A 23,887-nucleotide genomic window follows, 5' to 3' on the forward strand; every position below is an offset into this window, starting at 1 on the left:
GGTGCGCCGGGTGACGACCGACGACTTCGAGGGGGCGTGCACCGGCCCGTCGGCCTGGGCACGCCCCCTCGGCTTTCCCCTCCGTGCCGGAACCCCGTGAATCCCCCCCGGGTCCCCTCCCGGGTTCCGACGACAGGTACGACACTCCCGGCCCGGAAAGGGTTGCAGGGTTTCTCGGGTTTTTTCGCTAGGAGACGTGTTCGGCGAAGCGTGCGGCCGTCTCCCGCAGCACCTCGCGGCCGTCGCGGGCCCACAGAGCCTCGTTGAACAGCTCGACCTCGATGGGGCCGGTGTAGCCGGCGGCCTCCACATACCCCCTCCACTCCCGCATGTCGACGGCTCCGTCGCCGAGCTGGCCCCGGCCGTCGAGGACGCCCGCAGGCAGCGGGGTGGTCCAGTCAGCGAGCTGGAAGGCGTGGATGCGCCCCGTCGCGCCCGCCCGGGCGATCTGCCCGGGCGCCCCGTCGTCCCACCAGACGTGGTAGGTGTCCACCGCGATGCCCACCTGGTCGGCCGGAAAGCGTTCCGCGAGGTCCAGCGCCTGGGCCAGCGTGGAGAGGACACAGCGGTCGGCGGCGTACATCGGGTGCAGCGCCTCCAGGGCGAGTCGTACGCCGTGCTGCCCGGCGAACGGACCCAGTTCGGCGAGGGCGTCGGCGATCCGCTCCCGCGCCCCGCGCAGATCCCTGGAGCCCGCGGGCAGGCCGCCGGAGACCAGCAGCAGGGTGTCCGTGCCGAGGGCCGCCGCTTCCTCGACCGCCCGCCGGTTGTCGTCCAGGGCGCGGGCACGCGCCGCCGGATCGATCGCCGTGAAGAAGCCGCCGCGGCACAGCGACGTCACCGCCAGGCCCGCGCCCCGCACCAGCTTCGCGGTCGCCTCGACACCGTGGGCCCGCACCGGCTCCCGCCACAGACCCACGCCCGGAACGCCCAGCTCCAGGCAGGCCTCGGCAAGCTCCGGCAAGGTCAGCTGCCTGACGGTCATCTGGTTGATGCTCAAGCGCGCGAGATCGGTCACTGGTCCACTCCGTACAGCGACAGCAGGGTCTTCATCCGCTCCTCGGCGAGCCCGGGGTCGGGGAACAGGCCGAGGCCGTCGGCGAGTTCGTAGGCGCGGGTGAGGTGCGGCAGGGAGCGGGCCGACTGCAGGCCGCCGACCATCGTGAAGTGCGACTGGTGACCGGCGAGCCAGGCGAGGAAGACCACGCCGGTCTTGTAGTGGCGGGTCGGGGCCTGGAAGAGGTGGCGGGACAACTCGACGGTGGGGTCGAGGAGTTCACGGAAACCCGCCGTGTCGCCCGTGTCCAGGATCCGTACCGCCTGGGCGGCCAGCGGGCCCAGCGGGTCGAAGATGCCGAGCAGGGCGTGGCTGAAGCCCGAGTCGTCGCCCGCGATCAGCTCGGGGTAGTGGAAGTCGTCGCCGGTGTAGCAGCGGACGCCTCGCGGCAGTCTGCGGCGCAGGTCGATCTCGCGCCGGGCGTCCAGGAGGGAGATCTTGACGCCGTCGACCTTGTCGGGATGCGCGGCGACGACCTGCAGGAAGGTGTCCGTCGCCGCGTCCAGGCCGGCCGACCCCCAGTAGCCCTCCAGCGCCGGGTCGAACATCGGGCCCAGCCAGTGCAGGATCACCGGTTCGGCGGACTGGCGCAGCAGGTGGCCGTAGACCTCCAGGTAGTCCTCGGGGCCGGTGGCGGCGCAGGCCAGCGCCCTGGACGCCATCAGGATCGCCTGGGCGCCCGACTCCTCGACGACCGCGAGCTGTTCCTCGTAGGCGGCGCGGATGCCGGCGAGCGTGCCGGCCGCGAGCTGGTCGGTGCCGGCCCCGCAGGCGATGCGCCCGCCGGCCGCCTTGGCCTCCGCGGCGCTGCGGCGGATCAGCTCGGCCGCGGCCGCCCAGTCCAGGCCCATGCCGCGCTGGGCGGTGTCCATCGCCTCGGCGACGCCGAGACCGTGCGCCCACAGGTGGCGGCGGAAGGCGAGGGTGGCGTCCCAGTCGACGGCCGCGGGCGAGTCGGGCGACACGTCCGCGTACGGGTCGGCCACGACATGCGCCGCCGAGAAGACCGTACGGGAGGTGAAGGGGGTGCCCGGCACGATCGCCGGCGGCTCGGCGCGGGGTTCGTACCGGCGCAACCGCCCCTGGGCGTCCGGCAGTCGGATGGTCACAGGGAGATCTCCGGGACGTCGATGCGGCGGCCCTCGGCGGAGGACCTCAGGCCCAGTTCGGCGAGCTGTACGCCGCGGGCGCCGGCCAGCAGGTCCCAGTGGTACGGGGCGTCGGCGTAGACGTGTTCGAGGAACAGCTCCCACTGGGCCTTGAAGCCGTTGCCGAATTCGGCGTTGTCCGGCACCTCCTGCCATCGGTCGCGGTGGACCTCGGTGGCGGGGACGTCCGGGTCCCAGACCGGCCTGGGGGTCACGGAGCGGTGCTGGACGCGGCACCCGCGCAGACCGGCCACCGCCGAGCCCTCGGTGCCGTCGACCTGGAACTCGACCAGTTCGTCGCGGCTCACGCGCACGGTCCAGGAGGAGTTGATCTGGGCGATCGCGCCGCCCTCGAGTTCGAAGATGCCGTACGCGGCGTCGTCGGCGGTGGCCTCGTAGGGCTTGCCCCGTTCGTCCCAGCGCTGCGGGACGTGGGTGGTGGCGAGGGCCTGGACGGACCTCACCCGGCCGAACAGCTCGCGCAGGACGTATTCCCAGTGCGGGAACATGTCGACGACGATGCCGCCGCCGTCCTCGGCGCGGTAGTTCCAGGAGGGCCGCTGGGCCGGCTGCCGGTCGCCCTCGAACACCCAGTAGCCGAACTCGCCGCGCACGGACAGGATGCGGCCGAAGAAGCCGCTGTCGACGAGCCGCTTCAGCTTCAGCAGGCCCGGCAGGAAGATCTTGTCCTGGACGACGCCGTGCTTGACGCCCTTGTCGCGGGCGAGGCGGGCGAGGCGCAGGGCACCCTCCAGCCCCGTCGCCGTCGGCTTCTCCGTGTAGACGTGCTTCCCGGCGGCGATCGCCTTGCTGAGCGCCTCCTCGCGGGCGGAGGTGACCTGGGAGTCGAAGTAGATGTCGACGGACGGGTCGGCGAGCACTGCGTCGACGTCGGTGGAGACGTGCTCCAGGCCGTGCCGTCCGGCGATCTCCTCCAGGGCGCGCTCACGGCGGCCGACCAGGATCGGCTCGGGCCACAGCACGGTGCCGTCGCCGAGGCCGAGGCCGCCCGCCTCGCGCAGGGCGAGGACCGACCGGACGAGGTGCTGGCGGTAGCCCATGCGCCCCGTCACACCGTTCATGGCGATACGCACCGTCTTGCGTGTCACGTCAGTCCCTTTCGTGGGCGCCGGACGCCCTGGATCGGTACGGCAAGCGGGTGCAGCAAGCGCTTTCTACCCTGGAGAACCTAGCCCCGGGACGGTGTCCGTACAAGACCGTGTCCCCTTCGAGTTGTTCGAGGGGGCGAACGACCGGGGGCCATGGCTTTAAGGTCTGCTCCACGGATTCCCGGAACCAGCGGCAATGCCTGGCTGTCTACGAGGGCGTACGACACGAGCGCGACCGGAGGACGACGACATGACGGTGACCCTGGCAGATGTGGCGGCCCGCGCCCAGGTCTCACCCGCGACGGTGTCGCGCGTGCTGAACGGCAACTACCCGGTGGCCGCCTCCACGCGCGAGCGGGTGCTGCGGGCGGTGGACGAGCTGGACTACGTCCTCAACGGTCCGGCGAGCGCTCTCGCCGCGGCCACGTCCGACCTGGTCGGCATCCTCGTCAACGACATCGCCGACCCGTTCTTCGGGATCATGGCGAGCGCGATCCAGGCCGAGATCGGGGGTGTCGGGGGTGGCCGGGCGGGCGGTGAGCGGCTCGCGGTGGTCTGCAACACCGGCGGCTCCCCCGAGCGCGAGCTGACGTATCTGACCCTGCTGCAGCGGCAGCGGGCGGCCGCCGTGGTGCTGACCGGCGGGGCCGTGGAGGACGCGCCGCACGCGGCGGCGGTCGCGGCCAAGCTGCGCAAGCTCACGGAGGCCGGGACCCGCGTGGTGCTGTGCGGACGGCCCCCGGCGCACCGAACCGGGGCCGTCGCCCTCACCTTCGACAACCGCGGCGGCGCCCGCCGGCTCACCGACCACCTGCTCGGCCTCGGCCACCGCCGCCTCGGCTACATCGCGGGTCCCGAGGAACGCACGACGACCCGGCACCGGCTGGAGGGCCACCGGGCGGCACTGAAGGCCGCGGGCGTCGACGAGGATCCCCGCTGGACGGTGCACGGGCGTTACGACCGCCAGTCCGGCTACGAGGCCACGCTGGAACTGCTGCGCCGCGATCCCTCCCTCACCGCCGTCGTCGCCGCGAACGACTCCGTCGCGCTGGGGGCGTGCGCGGCGCTGCGGGAGTCGGGGCTGCGGATTCCGGCCGACGTCTCGGTCGCCGGGTTCGACGATCTGCCGTTCAGCGTGGACGCGGTGCCTTCGCTCACGACGGTGCGGTTGCCGCTCGCCGAGGCGGGGGCGCGGGCCGGGCGCATCGCCATGGGCCGCGAGGACGCTCCGCCCGGAGGCATTGCCGCCGTTCAGGGGGAATTGATGGTCCGGGGGTCTTCGGGGGTACCGCGCGTGTGACCTTCCACCGCCGTTCGGGAAGTGACCGTCCCAGCGGGGGCAGTGGCGCCTCGCGCCCTGCTCCGGTCCTCGTACCAGCGCTTTCCGCTCTCATAGGCGCGCCGCGCCCTGCGCACCGCGGCGATCTGGGTGGCGAGGTGGACCCGGTGGCGCCAGGAGCTCTGGTTACCGTGGCGTACCGACATGGCGTAGGCGAAGGAGACCGGGTCACGGTCCAGGTAGTCGTCCAGTTGCTCGAACCAGGACATGCTGGTGCGCGCTGCGGCCTGGATGGGCTGCAGTTCGGCGCGGCGGTGCTGGTCGTACTCGCGCAGCGCCACCTGCGGATCCGGGTACTGCGACAGACTGTGGGCCAGCACGATCGCGTCGATCATCGCGAGCCGGGTCCCGGAGCCGAGCGTGAAGTGGGTGGTGTGCGCGGCGTCGCCGGCCAGGACGACATTGCCGTCGACCCACGTCCGGTTGCTGAGGTGCGAGAACCGCTGCCACCTCGCCGGTTCGCCGCGTGACCTGCTGATCAGGTTGTGACCGTCGAGCGCGCGGTGGAAGATCTTCTCCAGCAGCGGGACGGCGTCCTCGGGGTCGAGTGTGTCGAGGCCGAGACCCCGCCAGGTCTGCGGGGAACACTCCACGATGCAGGTGCTGATCTTCCCCTTGATCGACGGGTAGGCGTGGAACCAGATCCAGCCCGCGGGGGTCTCCTCGAAGTCGAAGACGAAGCTCTCGAACTGCCGGTCCGTGCCGAGCCAGATGTAGGGGTTGCGGCCGGTGTCCACTTCGGTGCCGAAGCGTTCGGCACGGCTCTGCCGGATGCGGCTGCCTGCGCCGTCGGCGGCCACGACGATGTCGGCCTCCGGCAGGTCCGCGGGATCGTCGAGCTTCTCGCCGTGCCGCACGTCGACGCCGAGCGCCTGTGCGCGGCGGGTCAGAATCTCCAGCAGAGCCGCGCGGCCCATGCTGTAGCCGTAGCCCCCGAAGTACGCGGTGCCGTCGTGCCGGCTGCCGTGCAGGCGGATCTCCTGGTCCTGCCAGAGCACCGAACCGGCGCTCACCGCCCGGGCACTCTCGGGGTCGTTGTGGTGCATGATGTCCAGCAGATCGTTCCAGTACACGACCCCCCAGCCGTACGTCGCCTCCGGCGGATCCCGCTCGATCACGGTGATCTCGTGTCCGGCGCCCCGCAGTTTCGCGGAGATCGCGAAGTACAGCCCGGCCGGGCCTCCACCCACACAGACGATCCTCATCCGGTCCCTCCGCCTTCACGGCCACATCGAGACATCACGGGCTCCTTCATGTGGATCCGGGTGCCCGATGGGGTCGGGCACCCGGATCCGCCTTTCGCTGTCATGGGGTTTGGGTCACGCCTGAGAGTCAGCAGCCCCAGCCGCCGCCCCAGCCCCAGCCGCCGCCCCAGCCCCAGCCGCCTCCCCAGCCGCCCCAGCCCCAGCCCCAGCCCCAGCCGCCTCCCCAGCCGCCGCCCCAGCCCCAGCCCCAGCCGCCGCCGTGGTTGTACGACGCGACAGTGTGGGTGGGCGCAGCGGTGTGGGTGGCAGCCTGAGCGGCGCCGGCTCCGGCAGCGAGGGCCAGGATCGGTGCCGAGCACACTGCGATGGCCACTCTCTTCATACGGGTGCTGTGTGCGCGCATGATGATCCCCTCTCCGGAGGGTGTGATTGATTTTCCGGCGGCCTCGACGGGCCGTCGCCTGCGCGCCGGAACCTGCGCGTAGCTCCGTGCGCCGTCCGCCACCTGCGATTCGCGCTCCGGCGACGGACCGCCACTTCCCGACAAAAGGGATATAAGTGACGTTCGATTTAAACGTACGTTGAGATCGCGTCGCCGTCAAAACGAGAGCCCGGGAGCGATCTAAAGAAAAGGTAAAGGGAGCGGACCGGGGTCCGGCTGCCAACACCCTTGCCCCGCAGGCGGATTCGCGTCTGGGCGGCCTGTCGGTCGACGCCGGCGGGCGGCGGGTCTACGCTCGCGGGTACGGCATCTCTGACGCAGTCAAACATCCGGGGGCGATCATGACCGTCCAGGACGTCCGCGCCTTCAACCGCTTCTACACGGGCGTCATCGGCGCTCTCGACCACGGCCGTCATCTCTACGCCCCGTACACCCTCACCGAAGCGCGCGTGCTGTACGAACTCGCCCAGGCCCCGCACCGGGACGTGGCCGACCTGCGCTCCCTGCTCCACCTCGACGCCGGGTATCTCAGCCGGATCCTGAACAAGTTCGAGGGCGCCGGGCTGATCGAGCGCGGTCCCTCGCAGAGCGATCCGCGCCGGCGCCGGGTGCAGCTCACGGCGCGCGGGCGGGAGGCCGCCGCCCTGCTGGACGCGCGGGCCCGGGACACGGTCGCAGCCCTGCTCGACACCGTGGCCCCGGCCGAGCGGCCACGGCTGGCGGAGGCGATGCGCACCATCCGGGACGTCCTCGGCGCGGAATCCGCGCGGTCCGCCGAGGTCGTGCTGCGCGAGCCGCGGGCCGGCGACCTCGGCTGGATCGTCCAGCGCAACGCCGCCCTCTACGCGGGCGAACACGGCTGGAACGCCGACTACGAGGGCCTGGTCGCCCGGATCGTCGCCGACTTCGCCGAGGATCACGACCCGCATCTGGAACGGGTGTGGATCGCCGAGCAGGCGGGCCGGGCGGTGGGCTGCGTGATGTGCGTACGGGACGAGGCGCCCGGTACCGCGCGGCTGCGGCTGCTCCTGGTCGAGCCCGAGGCGCGCGGGCACGGCGTCGGCGACCGGCTGGTGCGGGCCGTGATCGACTTCGCGCGCGCAGTCGGCTACCGGGAGCTGGTGCTGTGGACCAACGACGTGCTGAGCGGTGCCCGCCGGATCTACCAGCGGCACGGCTTCGTCCTGGTCGCCGAGAAACCGCACCGGTCCTTCGGCAAGGATCTCGTCGGCCAGGACTGGCGGCTGGATCTGCGCGATCCGGGCGCGTGACGAGTAGGGTCCGCCCCATGAAGCTGGCGTTCTCCACTCTCGGTGTCCCCGGCCTGCCCGTCCCTGAGGTCCTGGCGCTCGCGACCGCGCACGGATACCACGGCGTCGAACTGCGCGCCCACCCCGACGAACCGGTGCATCCCGGCCTCGCCCCCGCCCAACGCACCGCGACCGCGGACCTGTTCAAGGAGGCCGGCGTCGAGGTGCTGGGTGTCGCCGGGTACGCGCGAGTCGCCGCGCCCGGTGACGACGCGCCCGTGCTGACGGAGATCCGGGACCTGCTGCACCTCGCCCACGACCTGGGCGCGCCCTTCGTCCGGGTCCTCCCCGGTGCCGACCCCGGCCTCCCCCGCGAGGAGTCCGACGCCGTGGCCGCCCGCCGGCTGGGCACCGCGGCCGAGGACGCCGGCGCGCTGGGGGTGCGAATCCTGCTGGAGACACACGACTCGCACCGCACCGGGGCCGACGCCATCCGCGTCCTCGGCCCGGTCGGACACCGCCAGGTCGGCGCGCTGTGGGACGTGATGCACACCTGGCTGGGGGGCGAGCAGCCCGCCGACACCTACGCGGCCCTCGCCCCGCACCTCGGCTATGTGCAGGTCAAGGACATCGCCTCGGCCGAGGACACCACCCCGCTGCCGCTCGGCACGGGCGTGCTGCCCCTGACCGAGTGCGTGGACGTGCTCTGCCGGCACGGCTGGGACGGCTGGCTGTGCTGGGAGTACGAGAAGCGTTGGTACGAGGGGGCCGCACCGCTTCCGGAGCTGCTCGGGTCCGGCCGGGACCACCTGCTGAGGTTGCTGGGCGAGGCGGCCTAGCGCTCTGGGGGGCCGGGCGGTGCGACACAGCCCGGCCCTACTTCCCCTGATACGAGGTCGGTTGCTCCGATTGCTCCGATTGCTCCCTAGATCCTCCGGGCGCAGCCCACCGGTCGGGTCCCGCCCAGCTGGACGTAGAGCACCGTCGACGGCGGGCAGTCCTCCCGCGCGGGCACCGCCTCGGTGATCCGGTACTGGGGGCGGTGCTTGCCGGAACCGTCGCAGGGGGTCTCACGGACCTGGCCCGCGCCGGAGGTGTACACGCAGTCGCCGGGGATCGTGCGCGGACCGCCCCCGCCCCCCGGGTCGCCGGGGTGCGGGGGCTCCAGGTTGCGCATGCATGCGTAGCCCTGGGCGATCGCGCCGTCGCCGTCCTCGTCGGCGTCCGCGGACTGGGCGCTGATGTGCAGGACGAAGTCGGTGGTGCCCGGGCACAGGGGGCCGTCGGCGACCGCGCCGTCGTAACGGGCGACGACCCTGGCCGCCGCGCGCTCGCTCGCGCAGGGCACCTCCGTGAAGCTGGTCGTGCCGAAGGAGCTGCACTCGCCGACCGCGAGGAACTCGGCGCCGTAGCCGCCGGTCGCGGCCGGGGTGGGACGGGCGTCGCCGACGGGGGCGCCCGCGGGGCCCCGGCAGCCGGTCAGCAGGGCGGCCGCCAGCAGCCACACGAGGCACACCACTCCTGCGGCACCCTTCCCAGGCATCGCCACCCCCCTGCCACCCCGGTCCAGCGTGGCCCTCGGCACGGCGGCCACGCCAGACATGTGGGAGGGTTTCCGCCCGTTGGGGGTATTGCGCCCGGTGTGTGGCGTACGGCTAGTACGTCAGCCCGTGCCCGATCGGGTACAGCACCTGCGTGGGATCGTCGGCGCGCTGTACCGGCACCGGCAGCCTGCCGCGCGGCGGGACGTGTCCGGCGATCACCCGTGCGGCGGCGCGCACTTCGACGTCCGTCCAGCCGTAGGAGGCCAGGCAGGCCTTGGCGGACGGATACTGGGCGACGTCGTAGGGGTTGCGGACGGCCACTGCCGCCAGCGGCCTGCCCGTGGCCAGCAGCTGTTCCACCAGCGTCCGCTGCGCGTCCCGCGCCGTCACGTTGTACGTCGCCACGACGACCGCGTCCGCGTCCCGTGCGGCCGTCACCGCCTCGGCGACGGTCGCGGCGGAGGGTGCGGTGCCGGTGGGCAGGGCGGTGGCGGTGAAACCCAGCTCGCCGAGGGCGGCGGCCAGCACGCCGGTGGGCGGCCCGGTGGTGCCGGAGGGGGAGGCCGGGGCCGCGCCGACCACCAGGATCCGGCGCTCGGTGCGCGGGGAGAAGGGCAGCATCCGGTCCTCGTTGACCAGCAGGGTCGTGGTGCGTTCGGCGATCCGGTCGGCGGCGGCCAGGTGCGCCCCGGTGCCCACCGTGCGCTCGATGCCGCCGGGCCGCCCCGCGCGCCGGTCGTCGAAGAGGCCGAGCCGGGCCTTGAGCCGCAGGATGCGCAGGATCGATTCGTCGAGGCGGGACTCGGTCAGCTCGCCGTCCTGGACGGCCTTGAGCACCGCGTTCCAGGCCACGTCGAGGGACGGTGGGTTGAGCAGCTGGTCCACACCGGCCTTCAGGGCCAGCACCGGCACCCGGTCGTCGCCGTACTTGGTGCGCACGCCCTCCATGCCGAGGGAGTCGGTGATCACCACGCCGTCGTAGCCGAGTTCGCCGCGCAGGATGCCGCTGACGATCGGGTGCGAGAGGGTGGCCGGGTCGCCGGAGTCGTCCAGGGCCGGGAACTGGATGTGTGCGGTCATGATGGAGTCGATGCCGGCGGCGATCGCGGCCCGGAAGGGGACGGCGTCCAGCCTCTCCCACAGGTCCCGGCTGTGGGTGATGACCGGGAAGCCGGTGTGGCTGTCGGTGGCCGTGTCGCCGTGTCCCGGGAAGTGCTTGGCGGTCGCGGCGACCCGGGACGCCTGATACCCCTTCACCTCGGCGGCCACCAGGGCGGCGACCGCGTCCGGGTCGGCGCCGAACGACCGCACGCCGATCACCGGGTTGGCCGGGTTGACGTTGACGTCGGCGTCCGGGGAGTAGTCCTGGTTGATGCCGATCGCGCGCAGCTCGGCGCCGGAGATCCGGCCGAGGGTGTGCGCGTCCGCGCGGGAGCCGGCGGCACCGAGCGCCATCGCGCCGGGGAAGAGGGTGGCGGGCTTGCCGACCCGGCAGACCGCACCGTGCTCCTGGTCGGTGGCGATCAGCACCGGAAGGCCGCGCGGCTGGTCCAGGGACGCCTTCTGGAGGCCGTCGGAGAGGCCGGCGATCTGGTGCGGGTCACGGGTGTTGTGGGCCCAGGTGAAGTAGATGATCCCGCCGACGCGGTACCTGGCGATCAGCTCCGCGGCCGTACGGACGCCGATCTCCGTGACGTTGGCGTCGATGTCGGCCTGGTCCGGGGCGGTGGCGGAGTGACCGTAGACCCGCATCACGAAGAGCTGGCCGACCTTCTCCTGAAGCGTCATCCGCGAGATCAGGGCCCGCAGCCGGCGGTCGTCGCCGGGCGTGGCGGCGCTTGCGGTCGCCGGGACCGTCAGCGCGGCGGTGAGGCCCGCGGTCGCGGCGAGGACGGCACGTCTGGAGGGTCTTGCGGCGTTTCCGGTGCTTCCCGTGCTGGTGTCGGGCACGTGCGCTCCTTCCAGAGGAGAACCGCTGAAGGAAACTTCCGAGGAGTCACCAATATCCGGGAAGTTTCTTTCCGTCAAGGGAATGCACAGTAACCAGCGAGGGGCCGCCGTCGGCGCATTGAGGGGGGCGCGCCGACGGCGGAGGGCTGTCGGCCGGGTGCGGCGGAGAGGGTGCGTCGGCGCTCGCTGCCAGGCGGGAAGGCCGACACCGCACCACGGAGGACTCGTCCGGCAGCCTGGCCGTTGGACGGGCGCGGACCCGGGACGGTTCCCGCACGACGACACCGGCGGTGTCCGCAGGACGTTCCCCGGGGTCCGCGAGGTGTTCGCGCAGCCGCCGAAGCGAGTTGACGAGGCGGTCCGTCAGCAGAGGATCCAGCCCGAGCTGACCGAGCCGTGCTGCCCCACCGAGCCCTTGATCCACACGCAGCGGTGGCCGGCGTGGACCGTCACCGGACCCGCGTGGTGCCGGTAGAGGCCCGTGTCGACGACCGGGCGGCCGCCGCGGGCCTGGACGCTGACGGACATGGCCTGGGGGCCGCCGGTATGGCGGGCCACGGTGACCGCGCAGACGTAGCCGTCGTGCCGGTAGACATGCGTGACCCCGCTGCTGAACGGCAGCGCCCGCACCTCTTGCCCGTCGCAGCCGCCCGCGGTGCTTGCCTGGGCGGTGCCCGATGTCACAAGACCGAGCGCCCCGGTCGCAGCCAGCACGGCCGCACCGAGCGCGAGGCGCCGGCGTATCCCACCACTGTCCACTTCGTTCCTCCCCGTAGTACGGTCCCGCTCCCCCATGAGTCGTACGGCTGTACGGACGCAGGACGTATGTCGGATGGTTGCACGGCCGTCAGCAGGACACGTCGGCAGGGGGGCGCAGAGTCAGCGGGAGGCGGTGACCGGCTCCTCCGGTTCGGGGCGGCCGACGAAGGTGCGCCACAGTGCGGCGTACCGGCCGTCGCGGGCGAGGAGTTCGTCGTGGGAGCCGTCCTCGGCGACCCGCCCGTGGTCCATCACCACCACCCGGTCCGCGCGGGCGGCCGTGGTCAGCCGGTGGGCGACCACCAGCGTCGTGCGGCGGCCCGCGAGGCGGTCGGTGGCCTGGTTGACCTGTGCCTCCGTGGCCAGGTCCAGGGCAGCCGTGGCCTCGTCCAGGAGCAGGATGTCCGGGTCGACGAGTTCCGCACGGGCGAGCGCGATCAGCTGGCGCTGCCCGGCCGAGAGGTTGCGGCCGCGCTCGGCGACCTCGTGCAGATAGCCGCCCTCCAGCGTGGCGATCATCTCGTGGGCGCCCACCGCCCGGGCCGCCGCCTCCACCTCGGCGTCGGTGGCGTCCGGGCGGCCGTAGGCGATGGCGTCCCGGATCGTGCCCGGGAAGAGGTAGGCCTCCTGCGGGACGACCCCGAGCCGGTGCCGGTAGGACGTCAGGTCCAGGGCGCGCAGATCCGTGCCGTCGACCGTGACCCGCCCGGCGGTGGGGTCGTAGAACCGCGCCACCAGCTTGACCAGCGTCGACTTGCCGGCGCCCGTCTCGCCGACGAACGCCACCGTCTGCCCCGCGGGGATCCTCAGGTCGATGCCGCTCAGGGCCGCCTCGCCCCTGTCGGCGGCGCCGTACGCGAAGCGCACGCCCTCGAAGGCGATGTCGCCGCGCAGGGACAGGACCTCACGGGGCTCGTCCGCCGGCCTCGTGGACGTCGGCTCGCGCAGCAGCTCCTGGATGCGGCCCAGGGAGACCGTGGCCTGCTGGTATCCGTCGAAGACCTGGGACAGCTGCTGGACCGGGGCGAAGAACAGGTCGATGTAGAGGAGGTAGGCGACCAGGGCACCGGTCGTCAGGGTGGTGGCCTCGACCCGGCCCGCGCCCGCGATCAGCACGGAGGCCGCCGCGACGGAGGACAGGAACTGCACGAACGGGAAGTAGACGGAGATCAGCCACTGGCCGCGGATACGGGCGCTGCGGTAGTCGGCGCTGCGCTCGGCGAACCGCCGCCCGCCGTCCCGCTCGCGCCGGAACGCCTGCACGATCCGCAGCCCCGCGACCGACTCCTGCAGATCGGCGTTGACCACCGACACGCGTTCCCGGGCGAGTTCGTACGCCTTCACGCTCGCCCGGCGGAAGAAGAAGGTCGCGACGGCGAGCGGGGGCAGGGTGGCGAAGACGACCAGCGCGAGCTGCACGTCGATCACCAGCAGGGCGACCATGATGCCGAAGAAGGTGACGACCGAGACGAACGCCGTGACCAGGCCGGTCTGCAGGAAGGTCGACAGGGCGTCGACGTCCGTCGTCATCCTGGTCATGATCCGGCCGGTCAGCTCGCGCTCGTAGTAGTCCAGCCCGAGCCGCTGCAGCTGCGCGAAGATCTTCAGCCGCAGCGCGTACAGCACCCGCTCGCCGGTACGGCCGGTCATCCGGGTCTCGCCGATCTGCGCGGCCCACTGCACCACCACGGTCAGCAGCGCGAGCAGCGAGGCCGACCAGACCGCGCCGACGGCCATCTTGGTCACGCCCGCGTCGATGCCGTGCCGGATCAGCACCGGCAGCAGCAGGCCGGCGCCCGCGTCCACGGCGACCAGCAGCAGGCTGAGGAGCAGGGGCAGGCCGAAGCCGCGCAGCAGCCGGCGCAGGCCGTAGGAGTCCTCCGGCAGGACCGCCCTTGCCTCGTCGATGCCGGGGGTGTCGGTGGCCGGGGGCAGCGCCTCCACCTGGGCGAGGAGTTCCGGGGTGGCCGGGGTGCCGGACAGCGCCTGGTCCTTGGGCTCCCGGTCGCCCGTCCACAGCCTGGGGGTCACCCCCCGCTCGGCGTCGAACTCGGCGTCCAGCTCCTCGCGTACGGAGGTGTCCTCCGCCGGTACGGCGGGCGCGGTGTGCCCCGGGGAGACGCCGCCCAGCTCGTCCGGGTCGGTGAGCAGGCGGCGGTAGAGCGCGGACCGCTCCTGGAGTTCGTCGTGCGTGCCGAGGGCGGCGAGTCGGCCGCCGTCGAGCACGGCGATGCGGTCGGCGAGGTTGAGGGTGGAGCGGCGGTGCGCGATGAGCAGGGTCGTACGGCCCTGCATCACCTGCTTCAGCGCCTCGTGGATCTCGTGCTCGACGCGGGCGTCCACGGCCGAGGTGGCGTCGTCCAGGACGAGCAGGCGCGGGTCGGTGAGCAGGGCGCGGGCGAGTGCGACACGCTGGCGCTGGCCGCCGGAGAGGGTCAGGCCCTGCTCGCCGACCTTGGTGTCGTAGCCCTCGGGGAGCTCGGCGATGAAACGATCCGCCTGGGCGGCGCGGGCGGCGGCCTCGATCTCCTCCTCGGTGGCGTCCGGGCGGCCGTAGGCGATGTTGTTGCGGACGGTGTCGGAGAAGAGGAAGGAGTCCTCCGGGACCAGTCCGATCGCCGCCCGCAGCGACTCCAGGGTCAGCTCGCGCACGTCGTGGCCGCCGATCAGGACCGCGCCGTGGGTGACGTCGTAGAAGCGCGGGAGCAGGAGGGAGAGCGTCGACTTGCCGGAGCCCGAGGAACCGACGACGGCGAGGGTCTCGCCGGGCCGGATCTCGAAGCTGAGCCCGTCCAGGACCGGGCGCTCATGGTCGTACCCGAAGGACACGTCGTCGAACTCGACGGTCGCGGGCGCGTCGGCGGGCAGCTGCTTGCCGCCGTCCTTCAGGGTCGGCTCGGTGTCGATCAGCTCCAGTACCCGCTCGGTGCCGGCGCGCGCCTGCTGGCCGACCGTGAGGACCACCGCGAGCATGCGGACGGGGCCGACCAGCTGGGCGAGGTAGCTGGAGAAGGCGACGAAGGTGCCGAGCGTGATGTGCCCGCGCACGGCCAGCCAGCCGCCGAGGGCCAGCATGGCGACCTGACCGAGGGCGGGGACGGCCTGGAGGGCGGGGGTGTACCTGCTGTTCAGCCGGATCGTGCGCAGCCGCCCCGCGAAGAGCCGGCGACCGACCTGCCTGAGCTTGCCGGTCTCCTGCTCCTCCTGCCCGAAGCCCTTCACCACGCGCACGCCGCTGACGGCGCCGTCGACCACGCCCGCGACGGCGGCGGCCTGGGCCTGGGCGTACCAGGTGGCGGGGTGGAGCTTGCTGCGGCTGCGCTTGGCTATGTAGCCGAGCGCGGGCGCCACGGCGAGCGCGACCAGGGTCAGCGGCAGCGACAGCCAGGCCATGATGACCAGGGAGATCAGGAAGAGCAGGACGTTCCCCAGGGTCATGGGGAGCATGAAGAGCAGGCCCTGGATCAACTGCAGGTCGCTGGTGGCGCGGCCGACGACCTGGCCGGTGGACAGCTCGTCCTGGCGGCGGCCGTCGAGGCGGGTGATCGTGCCGTACATCTCGGTCCGCAGGTCGTGCTGGACGTCCAGGGCGAGCCGGCCGCCGTAGTAGCGGCGTACGTAGGCGGAGACGTAGACGAGGAGGGCGGCGCCCACGAGGGCACCGGCCCAGGGGGCCATGGAGCGGGTGTGGTTCCCGATCACGTCGTCGATGATCACCTTGGTGATCAGCGGGACCACGGCCATGACGGCCATGCCGCCCAGGGACGAGCCGAGGGCCAGGACGACGTCCTTCGGATAGCGCCAGGCGTAGCTCGCCAGGCGTCGTGCCCATCCCCGTTGCGCTGCCACGCGGGTGCCTTCCTGTAGGCCTGCTCTACCGGAAGGCACCAACGTCGGGCGAAGCGGATTTCATCCCTCCGCAACAAAACGGGGGCGGCGGCGGAGCAGACGGCCGAGGAACGGCGCGGGCGAGGTCAGACCCGTACCCGCAGGAAGTAGAACCTCGTCGTCTGGACCGGGTTCTGGTTGTCGTCGCTCACCAGGAGGACCTGCAGGCGGCCCTCGTGATCACGGCCGGTGATCGCCATGCCCTCGATGTTGTCCAGCAGGGGGTTGGACTGGGGCTGCCTGGCCGTGGCACCGAGGCTCGGGCAGTCGGCGATGTCGGCCAGCAGGGTCTTCCTGACGAGGTGGACCGCGGGCTGTCCGGTGAGGTTCGCGACGCCGCTGGTGTCGGTCGCGTGGCGGAGGTCGGCCAGGTAGAGGCGGACGGTGTTGCCGACGCCGGAGGTGAAGCCGCGCTCCAGGACCAGGAGGCGGCCGTCGGGCGTGGCCTGGACCTCGGGGACGCCGAGGCCGGCGTCGGTGCGGTAGGCGTACTGGGCCCGGAGGCGGAAGTGGTCGGCCCGGGTGCGGCGCCAGGTCTGGAAGCGGACGATCCCCGTCGAGTCGCCCGAGATCGCGTCCTCCATGGAGGCCAGCAGGGTGTGGCCGCCGGGCAGCAGGGTCAGCCCTTCGAAGGTCTGGTTGCCGGTGGCGCGGCCGGCCGGGGCGACCAGGAGGGCGGACGGGACCGGCAGCCGGTCGAGGATCTTGCCGTCGGCCGAGTAGCGGCGCACGGACGGCTCGGTCTCGGAGGTGACCAGCCGGGTGCCGTCCCGGTCGACGGCCAGCCCCTCGGAGTCGAGGTCGGCGCCCTGCTCGTCGGCGAGGTGGACGGCCCGCTGGGGCCGCAGGGTCCTCGCGTCCAGGCCGAACAGGACGGACCGGTCCTCCAGCGCGGCCAGGGAACCGTCCCGGTCCACCGCGAGCGCGGAGAAGTTGCCGGCGAACGTGCCGTCGTACGTCGTCTTGTCGAGCGCGTCGGAGAAGCGGTCGACGGAGACGGCCGGCGAACAGGCGTGAGAGCTCGCCGGGTCAGCACCGGCGGGCCCGGCGGCGGCCAGGGAGGCGGCCACCGCCAGGCCGGCGGTCAGGGTGGCGAGTACGGTTGTCAGGCGCATGCCCGTCACCGTAGGGCGGACGGCTGTCCTGCGGGAGACCGCCCCGTGAACCGCCCCGTGCGGCGTCAGCCCTGTGGCGGCACCGCGACGAACGCCTCGCTCGGCTTGCTGGTCGGGGTGTAGACGGCCGTGCCGGACGTGGTCGGCACCAGGTCCTTGTGGATGGCCTTGGCGACGTTCTGGATGGTGGTGACGCCGTAGTCCATGGTGCTGTTGTCCTGGGTGAGCACCGAGATCATGTAGTCGTGCCCGGCGCCGTTGAAGGTGCCGAGGCTGTGCACCCGCCAGCCGTGCGTCGCGCGCTGCAGCCAGCCGTTCTTGACGTGCACCGAGACGGTGGACGGGGCGCCGGCCGGGGTGCCCCAGCGCTGCGAGGAGACGACCTGGCCCATCAGCTTCAGGATGTAGGCGCGGGAGTTGTCGCTCAGCACGCTGTTCCCGGCGGTGACGAGCTTGAGCAGCTTCTGCTCGTCGGTGACGTTCTCCTGGGTCAGGCCCCAGTAACCGTTGGTGCCGGGCACGGTCTTCGTCATCCCGGCGGCGGCCAGGAAGCCCTTGATCTTCGTCATGCCGAGCTGCTTCCACAGCGCGGTCGTGGCGTCGTTGTCCGACTGGGTGATCATCGCCTTGGCGAGCGTGGTCTCACGGTCCGTCAGATACCGGTTGTGCTTCTTGGCGTCCCACAGCAGCGTCGCGAGCACGGTGACCTTGACGGTGCTGGCCGAGTCGTAGGAGCTGGTGGCGCGCAGGGTGCAGGTGGTGCTGGTACTGCGGTCGTACAGGCCGATCGCGACCGTGCTCCTGCGGTTCGCGAGGGCGGCCGTGATGTCCTTCTGCAGCTTGGCGGCGAGGCCCGCCTTGGCGGACGTGCAACTGACGGCGGGCGTGGCCGCGGCGGCCGGCGCGGCGGCGGCCACGGTGGGTATCAGCACGCCGGCGCCGAGAGCTGCCGCCAGCACTCTGGCACGACGGGTCGAGCGGTGGGTCATGGAAGGGTCCCCCCTGGGTACGGTGTGCGGGCGCACGCCTGCGCCCGTTGGGTTGACTCGCACGGACGGCCGAAAGTTGTACGCACGGTCCCAGGAGGGCGTTCCGAGCGTTCACCGGGTGGCAATGGTTCGCACCCGGCGGGACGGCGGGAAGGCCAACCCAAGTGGTCGGGGCGGTTGTTCGCGGCACGGACGGTGCCGCGCCTCGCCGGAGGCGGCAGCCGCGGCGTTCCGTTCGATACCGGACTTCCTGGCGGAGGGCACCGTGCCCCGGCTCCCTGAACGGTCCGCAGCTCGCCGGGTTCAAGACCGGCTACGAGGCCCGGATCACCACCTTCCGGGAGCACCGCCCACGGCGCCCGCCTGTTCTCCGCGCTGCCGGGCGGGCCCCGCGCTCACCCACAGCTTCCGCCCAGGCGCACCACAGCCCGTACTCATCGGCGCTCTGCACGGTGCACTGGTGACATCTGCCACCGATCCCCTCCCCCACCCGGCGGCCGCGGCCCCGGGCCCGCCGGCACCGGACACGACCGCGCCGCCGAGGGCGCCCCGCTGGTCGCTGCCCGTCCTGCTCGCGATCCTGCTGCTGGCGGCCGCGCTCTACGCCTGGAACCTCTCCGGTTCGAGCCTCAACACCTTCTACAGCGGCGCCGTCTGGGCCGGCACGAAGAGCTGGAAGGCCTGGTTCTTCGGATCGCTGGACCCGGGCAACTTCCTCACCGTCGACAAACCGCCCCTCGCGCTCATGGTCATGGGCCTGTCGTGCCGCCTCCTCGGCTTCGGCACCTGGCAGATGATGGTGCCGGTGATCGCGGCGGCGCTGGCCACGATCTGGATCCTGCACGCGTCCGTGAAGCGGGTGTGGGGGCACGGCGCGGCGGCCGTGGCCGCCCTCGTCCTGGCCCTGACGCCGATCACGGTCGCCATCAACCGCGACAACAACCCGGACACGCTCCTGGTGTTCCTCATGGTGTCCGGCGCGGCGCTCGCGCTGCGCGCCACCCGTGACGGCAGACTGCTGCCCCTGCTCGGCTCGGCGGCCTGTTTCGGCCTCGCCTTCAACACCAAGCTGCTCGCGGGCTACATCGCCCTGCCGGCCGTCTTCGCGGTCCACCTCTGCGCGTCGCGGGCCCCGTGGGTGAAGCGGCTCGTCCATCTGCTGAGCGCGGCGGCCGTCCTGGCCGTCTCCAGCTTCTGGTGGGCGCTGGCCGTCTCCCTGGTCCCGGCCGCCGACCGGCCGTACATCGGCGGTTCGACGGACGGCACCGCCTGGGACCTGATCATGGGGTACGACGGTCTGGGCCGCGTCTTCGGCGGCGAGGGCAACGGCGGGGGCGGTGCGAGCTTCTCCGGTACCTCGGGCCTCGGCCGGATGTTCAACGACATCCTCGGCGGCCAGATCTCCTGGCTGCTGCCCTTCTCGGCGATCGCGCTGATCGGCGGACTGGCGCTGTGCGGCCGCGCCCCGCGCACCGACCTCAGGCGGACGGCTCTCGTCCTGTGGGGCGGCTGGACCGTGCTCCACTACGTGATCTTCGCCACGGCCCAGGGCACCATGCACCCGTACTACACGACCGCGCTCGCCCCGGGCATCGCGGCGCTGTGCGGCGGCGGTGGCACGATGCTGCTGAACGCGTTCCGCGCCGACAGGCGCTGGGCATGGATCCTCCCGCTCGGCTTCGCCGTCACCGGCCTCTGGGCGATCGTCCTCCTGCGCCGCGCTTCCGGCTGGAACACCTGGCTGTGGCCGGCGATCGGACTGCTGACGGTGGCCGGGATCGTGGGCATGCTGGTCTTCCGCACCGGCCGCAGGGCCCGGCTGCTGGCCGCTTCCCTGGCGGCGGCGGTGGTCGCGGCCCTGGCGGGTCCGGCGGCGTACGCCTGGTCGGTGCCGTCGGGATCCGGCGGCGGCATGGGCGGTACGAACCCCACGGCGGGGCCGTCGACCGGCGGCGGCTTCGGCGGCGCGCCGGGCGCGGGCCGGGGCGGCTTCCCCGGCGGCGCACGGGGCGATGTCCAGAACACCGAGGCCGGCGGGATGCCGGGCGGCGCGAACGGTGAGCTGCCCGGGGCCGGGCGGACGGGGCCGGGCGGCGCGAACGGCGAGCTTCCGGGCGGTGGCACCGGCGGTCAGGACGGTGGGTTCCCGAGCGGTGGTCCGGCCGGCCGGAACGGCGAGTTCCCCGCAGGCGGTCAGGCACCCGGCGGTACCGCGGAGGCGCGCGGTGCGCTCCCCGGCGGCACGGGCGGTGCCACGCGACAGCGCGGCGGCTTCGGCGGGGGTCCCATGGGAGGCACGGCGAGCCGCGAACTGATCACCTACCTGAAGCAGCATCAGGACGGCGCCACCTGGCTTCTGGCGGTCCCCGACTCGCAGTCCGCCGCACAGCTGGAGCTGACCGCCAAGGAGCCCGTCATCTCGATGTGGGGCTTCACCGGCAGCGACGACGCGATGACCGTCGCCAAGCTCGAGGAGCTGGTGAGGAAAGGCGAGCTGCACTACGTCCAGCTGGGCGGCGGCATGACGGGCGGCGGGCCGGGCGGGGGCGGCAACAGCGTCAGCTCGGCGGTGACGTCCTGGGTGCAGAAGCACGGCACGAAGGTGAAGGAGAGCGCGTACGGCGGGAGTACGGCCTCCGTCACCCACCGGTCCACGGTCTACCGTCTGGACCCGTCGGACGTGACCTGAGCCGGACATCCACGCGGCGCGCCGATCTCGTGGACGGCTTCGCCAGCGCCTCCAGCACGATGAGGTACGTGGGCGGTCCCGTGCTCAAGCTGGACACGGTCGTCCGCGACGCGTTGCACGGTTCGGCGTTCATCGATTCCGAGGCACAGCTCAACACCTGTCGAACGAGCCTCCGTAAGGTGGAGGCCGCGTCGCTCGAACCCGAACACCCGCGTGACTTCATCCACCAGCTGGCCCCGGCGGAGCCTTCGGCCGCTTCCTCGATGCGCTGAAGGAAGGCCCCGCGACGGAGCAGGGGCTCACCCCACGTCCGCCCCGGTGCGCGCGTCCAACTTCACCGTGGTGGGCTCGCAGTCGATGCCGTCCGCGGCGGAGGCGCACGGGGTGTCGTCGGTGACGACCACCGACCGGATCGCCCGCCAGGGGCCTGTGTCGCCCTTGGCGCGTTCGGTCGTGAGGGGGCCGGCGTGGATCCGCAGGCCCGTGGTGTCGGCGCGGCCCTTCTCCTGCTGCTTGCGGACGATGTTCTCGGCCTGCCGCGCCGAGATCAGGTGGGCGGGAAGGGAGACGTGGGTGGGGCCAAGGCCCACCTCCAGGCCGAAGACGGGCCAGGGCCTTGCAGCGCCCCGGCTGTCCCGGGGTGCGCCTCCGGCGGCCGCCTGGCCGGGGCTTGCCCCGGAGTCGGTGATCATTTTAGGGGGGAGGGAGACGCCGGCGCCCTATCCCAGGTGCGTGGGCGCGAACATCCGCAGTACCGCCGGAAGTACGACCACTGAAGGGCCGGGCGCGGACAGCGCCTTCGCCAGGTCCTCCTCCAGGGTCTCCGGCGTCGTACGGACCCCGGGGACGCCGAAGGACTCCGCCAGGGCCACGTAGTCCGGGCGCGTCAGTTCCGTCGCCGTCGCCCGGCCGAAGGCGTCCTTCATGTACTCGCGGAGGATGCCGTAACCGCCGTCGTCGACGATCAGCCAGGTGACCGGCAGGTCGTACTGGCGGGCCGTGGCCAGCTCCGCGATCGAGTACAGCGCTCCGCCGTCGCCGGACACCGCCAGCACCGGGCGGGTCGGGTCGGCCGCCGCCGCGCCCAGCGCCGCCGGGAAGCCGTAGCCGAGGCCGCCGGCGCCCTGGGCGGAGTGCATGGTGTTCGCACCGCGCGGGTCGAAGGCCGACCAGGCCCAGTACGCCAGGATCGTCATGTCCCAGAAGGACGGGGAACCGGAGGGCAGGGCCCGGCGGACCGAGGCCAGCACGTCCTGTTCCAGGGCCAGTTCCTGGCCCGCGATACGGGACGCCACCTTCGCCAGCAGCTCCCGCACCCGCCCCGGCGCCGACTCGTCCGTGCGCTCCTCCACCGTCTCCAGCAGGGCCTGGAGCGCCAGGCGGGCGTCGGCGTGGATGCCCAGCGCCGGGTGGTTGGACTCCAGCTTGCCGAGGTCGGCCTCGACCTGGATCACCCGGCCGCGCGGTGCGAACGTGTGGTAGTTGGAGGAGAGTTCGCCGAGGCCCGAGCCGACCACGAGCAGGACGTCGGCATCCTCCAGGAAGTCCGTGGTGTGCCGGTCCTCCAGCCATGACTGCAGGGACAGCGGGTGCTCCCAGGGGAAGGCGCCCTTGCCGCCGAAGGTCGTCACCACGGGGGCCTGGAGCCTCTCGGCCAGCAGGAGCAGCTTGCCGGAGGCGTCCGCGCGTACGACTCCGCCGCCCGCGATGATCGCCGGGCGGGCCGCACCCGACAGCAGGTGGGCTGCCACCGCCGTGAGTTCGGGGCGCGGGACCAGGTCCTCGGGGGTGGCGTCCGGCGCGGTCGCCACCGGCAGTGAGGTCTGCGCGAGCAGCACGTCCTGCGGGATCTCCACCCAGACCGGGCCGTGCGGAGCGGTGAGCGCCGACTTCCAGGCCGCCGCTATCGCGGAGGGGATCTGGGACTGGGTGCGTACCGTGTGAACCGACTTCACCACGCCTCGGAACGAGGCCGCCTGGTCCGGGAGTTCGTGCAGATAGCCGTGGCGGCCGCCGCCCAGGCCGGCCGTGGGGATCTGGCTGCTGATCGCCAGCACGGGGGCGGAGGCCGCGGCCGCCTCCTGGAGGGCGGCCAGCGAGGTGAGCGCGCCGGGGCCGGTGGAGAGCAGCAGCGGGGCCGCCTCGCCCGTGATCCGGCCGTAGGCGTCCGCCGCGAAGCCCGCGTTGTTCTCCACCCGCAGGCCGACGTAGTTCAGCGACGAGCGGCGCAGGGCGTCGAACATGCCGAGGGCGTGCTGGCCGGGCAGGCCGAAGACGGTCGTCGCTCCCAGCCCGGCCAGGGTCTCCACGACCAGGTCTCCGCCGTTGCGCCCCGCAGGAGGGTTCAGGGCCGCGGTGATCTGTGCCGGCGTCGGGCGGAGTACCAGGTCGTGGTCGTGAGTCACTTCGCTTCCGGGTCCTTCCGGGCCGCCGCGATCTGGCGGCTCATGATGGTGGTCAGTTCGTACGCCGTGTGGGAGGCCGCGACGGAGGTGATCTCCGCGTGGTCGTACGCCGGCGCGACCTCGACGACGTCCGCGGAGACCAGGTTGCAGGACGCCAGGCCGCGCAGGATCTCCAGCAGCTCGCGGGAGGTCATGCCGCCCGCCTCCGGGGTGCCGGTGCCGGGCGCGTGGGCCGGGTCCAGGCAGTCGATGTCGATGGAGATGTACAGCGGGCGGTCGCCGATGCGCTGGCGCAGCTGGTCGGCCACCTCGTCGGCGCCGCGACGGTAGATGTCGGCGGAGGTGACGATGCCGAAGCCCATCTTCTCGTCGTCCGTCAGGTCCTGCTTGCCGTACAGGGGCCCGCGCGTGCCCACGTGGGACAGGGCCGAGGTGTCGAGGATGCCCTCCTCCACCGCGCGGCGGAACGGGGTGCCGTGGGTGTACTCGGCACCGAAGTAGGTGTCCCAGGTGTCCAGGTGGGCGTCGAAGTGCAGCAGGGCGACCGGGCCGTGCTTCTTCGCCACCGAACGCAGCAGCGGCAGGGCGATGGTGTGGTCGCCGCCCAGGGTCATCAGGCGGGCGCCGGTGCCGAGCAGCTCGTCGGCGGCGGCCTCGACGGTCTCGACGGCCTCGTTGATGTTGAACGGGTTCACGGCGATGTCGCCGCCGTCCGCGACCTGCGCGAGCGCGAAGGGGGAGGCGTCCTGCGCCGGGTTGTACGGGCGCAGCAGCCGGGACGCCTCGCGGATGGCGTTGCCGCCGAAGCGGGCGCCCGGCCGGTACGAGACGCCGGAGTCGAACGGCACGCCCACCACGGCGACATCGGCGGTGCCGACCTCGTCCAGGCGGGGCAGCCGGGCGAAGGTCGCGGGGCCGGCGTACCGCGGGATGCGGGAGGAGTCGACGGGGCCGCGGGGCGTCTCGTTGCTGCTCATGTCAAATGCCTTCTTTCTTGC

Annotated in this window: 18 protein-coding genes and 1 pseudogene; 5 read left to right on the forward strand and 14 right to left on the reverse strand. The window is 72.7% G+C overall.

What is annotated here, in order from left to right:
• Positions 1 to 187 precede the first annotated feature (187 nt).
• Genes ABZ919_RS16015 through ABZ919_RS16025 form a run of 3 tightly spaced genes read right to left on the reverse strand, consistent with a single transcriptional unit; the run spans position 188 to position 3,314 of the window.
• Positions 188 to 985 (reverse strand): sugar phosphate isomerase/epimerase family protein, encoded by a 798-nt coding sequence (locus ABZ919_RS16015; RefSeq protein ID WP_361247767.1) that lies wholly within the window; start codon positions 983 to 985, stop codon positions 188 to 190.
• A gap of 29 nt (positions 986 to 1,014) precedes the next feature.
• Positions 1,015 to 2,166: a dihydrodipicolinate synthase family protein gene (locus ABZ919_RS16020; protein ID WP_361247769.1), complete on the reverse strand. Its 1,152-nt coding sequence runs from the start codon at positions 2,164 to 2,166 to the stop codon at positions 1,015 to 1,017.
• Positions 2,163 to 3,314, reverse strand: coding sequence for a Gfo/Idh/MocA family oxidoreductase (locus ABZ919_RS16025; RefSeq protein WP_361247771.1), 1,152 nt, complete (start codon positions 3,312 to 3,314; stop codon positions 2,163 to 2,165). The genes ABZ919_RS16020 and ABZ919_RS16025 overlap by 4 nt, the downstream gene beginning before the upstream one ends.
• A 250-nt stretch (positions 3,315 to 3,564) precedes the next feature.
• Here ABZ919_RS16025 and ABZ919_RS16030 point away from each other — a divergent pair, with 250 nt between their 5' ends.
• Entirely contained in the window at positions 3,565 to 4,614 is a 1,050-nt protein-coding gene (locus ABZ919_RS16030) for a LacI family DNA-binding transcriptional regulator (RefSeq protein WP_361247773.1), read from the forward strand.
• Here the strand turns inward: ABZ919_RS16030 and ABZ919_RS16035 are convergent.
• Positions 4,566 to 5,858, reverse strand: coding sequence for an FAD-dependent monooxygenase (locus ABZ919_RS16035; protein WP_361247774.1), 1,293 nt, complete (start codon positions 5,856 to 5,858; stop codon positions 4,566 to 4,568). The two genes, ABZ919_RS16030 and ABZ919_RS16035, sit on opposite strands and share 49 nt — an antisense overlap.
• 127 nt (positions 5,859 to 5,985) lie before the next feature.
• A complete protein-coding gene (locus ABZ919_RS16040; protein WP_361247776.1) occupies positions 5,986 to 6,261 on the reverse strand; it encodes a hypothetical protein in 276 nt (91 codons plus the stop codon).
• A gap of 380 nt (positions 6,262 to 6,641) precedes the next feature.
• Here ABZ919_RS16040 and ABZ919_RS16045 point away from each other — a divergent pair, with 380 nt between their 5' ends.
• Both ABZ919_RS16045 and ABZ919_RS16050 read left to right on the forward strand, forming a co-directional pair.
• Positions 6,642 to 7,571 (forward strand): bifunctional helix-turn-helix transcriptional regulator/GNAT family N-acetyltransferase, encoded by a 930-nt coding sequence (locus ABZ919_RS16045; protein ID WP_361247778.1) that lies wholly within the window; start codon positions 6,642 to 6,644, stop codon positions 7,569 to 7,571.
• Positions 7,572 to 7,588: 17 nt separating this feature from the next.
• A complete protein-coding gene (locus ABZ919_RS16050; protein ID WP_361247780.1) occupies positions 7,589 to 8,389 on the forward strand; it encodes a sugar phosphate isomerase/epimerase family protein in 801 nt (266 codons plus the stop codon).
• Between the two features lie 86 nt (positions 8,390 to 8,475).
• On the opposite strand, the gene ABZ919_RS16055 is transcribed toward ABZ919_RS16050, so the two are convergent.
• The 6 genes from ABZ919_RS16055 to ABZ919_RS16080 all read right to left on the reverse strand — a co-directional run bounded on the left by ABZ919_RS16055 (position 8,476) and on the right by ABZ919_RS16080 (position 17,795).
• Positions 8,476 to 9,093 carry a hypothetical protein gene (locus ABZ919_RS16055; protein ID WP_361247782.1) on the reverse strand — a complete coding sequence of 206 codons (618 nt, stop codon included), beginning with the start codon at positions 9,091 to 9,093 and terminating at the stop codon, positions 8,476 to 8,478.
• Positions 9,094 to 9,205: 112 nt separating this feature from the next.
• Positions 9,206 to 11,044 carry a glycoside hydrolase family 3 protein gene (locus ABZ919_RS16060; protein ID WP_361247783.1) on the reverse strand — a complete coding sequence of 613 codons (1,839 nt, stop codon included), beginning with the start codon at positions 11,042 to 11,044 and terminating at the stop codon, positions 9,206 to 9,208.
• A 363-nt stretch (positions 11,045 to 11,407) separates the two neighbouring features.
• The gene (locus ABZ919_RS16065; RefSeq protein ID WP_361247785.1) at positions 11,408 to 11,803 is read right to left on the reverse strand and encodes a hypothetical protein; all 396 of its coding nucleotides are present in this window, start codon (positions 11,801 to 11,803) and stop codon (positions 11,408 to 11,410) included.
• 120 nt (positions 11,804 to 11,923) lie between these two features.
• Complete coding sequence (locus ABZ919_RS16070) at positions 11,924 to 15,652, reverse strand: ABC transporter ATP-binding protein (protein WP_361247787.1); 3,729 nt, start codon at positions 15,650 to 15,652, stop codon at positions 11,924 to 11,926.
• 125 nt (positions 15,653 to 15,777) lie between these two features.
• Positions 15,778 to 16,806 (reverse strand): esterase-like activity of phytase family protein, encoded by a 1,029-nt coding sequence (locus tag ABZ919_RS16075; RefSeq protein ID WP_361247789.1) that lies wholly within the window; start codon positions 16,804 to 16,806, stop codon positions 15,778 to 15,780.
• A gap of 65 nt (positions 16,807 to 16,871) precedes the next feature.
• Positions 16,872 to 17,795: a serine hydrolase gene (locus ABZ919_RS16080; RefSeq protein WP_361247791.1), complete on the reverse strand. Its 924-nt coding sequence runs from the start codon at positions 17,793 to 17,795 to the stop codon at positions 16,872 to 16,874.
• Between the two features lie 460 nt (positions 17,796 to 18,255).
• On the opposite strand from ABZ919_RS16080, the gene ABZ919_RS16085 reads away from it, so the two are divergent.
• Together ABZ919_RS16085 and ABZ919_RS16090 are read left to right on the forward strand one after the other, a co-directional pair.
• Positions 18,256 to 20,484, forward strand: coding sequence for a glycosyltransferase family 39 protein (locus ABZ919_RS16085; RefSeq protein WP_361247793.1), 2,229 nt, complete (start codon positions 18,256 to 18,258; stop codon positions 20,482 to 20,484).
• A 29-nt stretch (positions 20,485 to 20,513) separates the two neighbouring features.
• A pseudogene (locus tag ABZ919_RS16090) lies at positions 20,514 to 20,756 on the forward strand (hypothetical protein); the annotation flags it as partial.
• Positions 20,757 to 20,783: 27 nt separating this feature from the next.
• Here the strand turns inward: ABZ919_RS16090 and ABZ919_RS16095 are convergent.
• The 3 genes from ABZ919_RS16095 to speB are packed head-to-tail and all read right to left on the reverse strand — an operon-like array spanning position 20,784 to position 23,866.
• Complete coding sequence (locus ABZ919_RS16095; protein WP_361247795.1) at positions 20,784 to 21,176, reverse strand: hypothetical protein; 393 nt, start codon at positions 21,174 to 21,176, stop codon at positions 20,784 to 20,786.
• A gap of 27 nt (positions 21,177 to 21,203) precedes the next feature.
• On the reverse strand, positions 21,204 to 22,889 hold the full coding sequence (locus ABZ919_RS16100) for a thiamine pyrophosphate-binding protein (RefSeq protein WP_361247797.1): 1,686 nt from the start codon (positions 22,887 to 22,889) through the stop codon (positions 21,204 to 21,206).
• Positions 22,886 to 23,866, reverse strand: coding sequence for an agmatinase (speB, locus tag ABZ919_RS16105; protein WP_361247799.1), 981 nt, complete (start codon positions 23,864 to 23,866; stop codon positions 22,886 to 22,888). The genes ABZ919_RS16100 and speB overlap by 4 nt, the downstream gene beginning before the upstream one ends.
• Between the last annotated feature and the right edge of the window lie 21 nt (positions 23,867 to 23,887).

It is taken from the genome of Streptomyces sp. NPDC046759, assembly GCF_040645475.1.
In the GTDB taxonomy this organism is placed as follows: domain Bacteria; phylum Actinomycetota; class Actinomycetes; order Streptomycetales; family Streptomycetaceae; genus Streptomyces.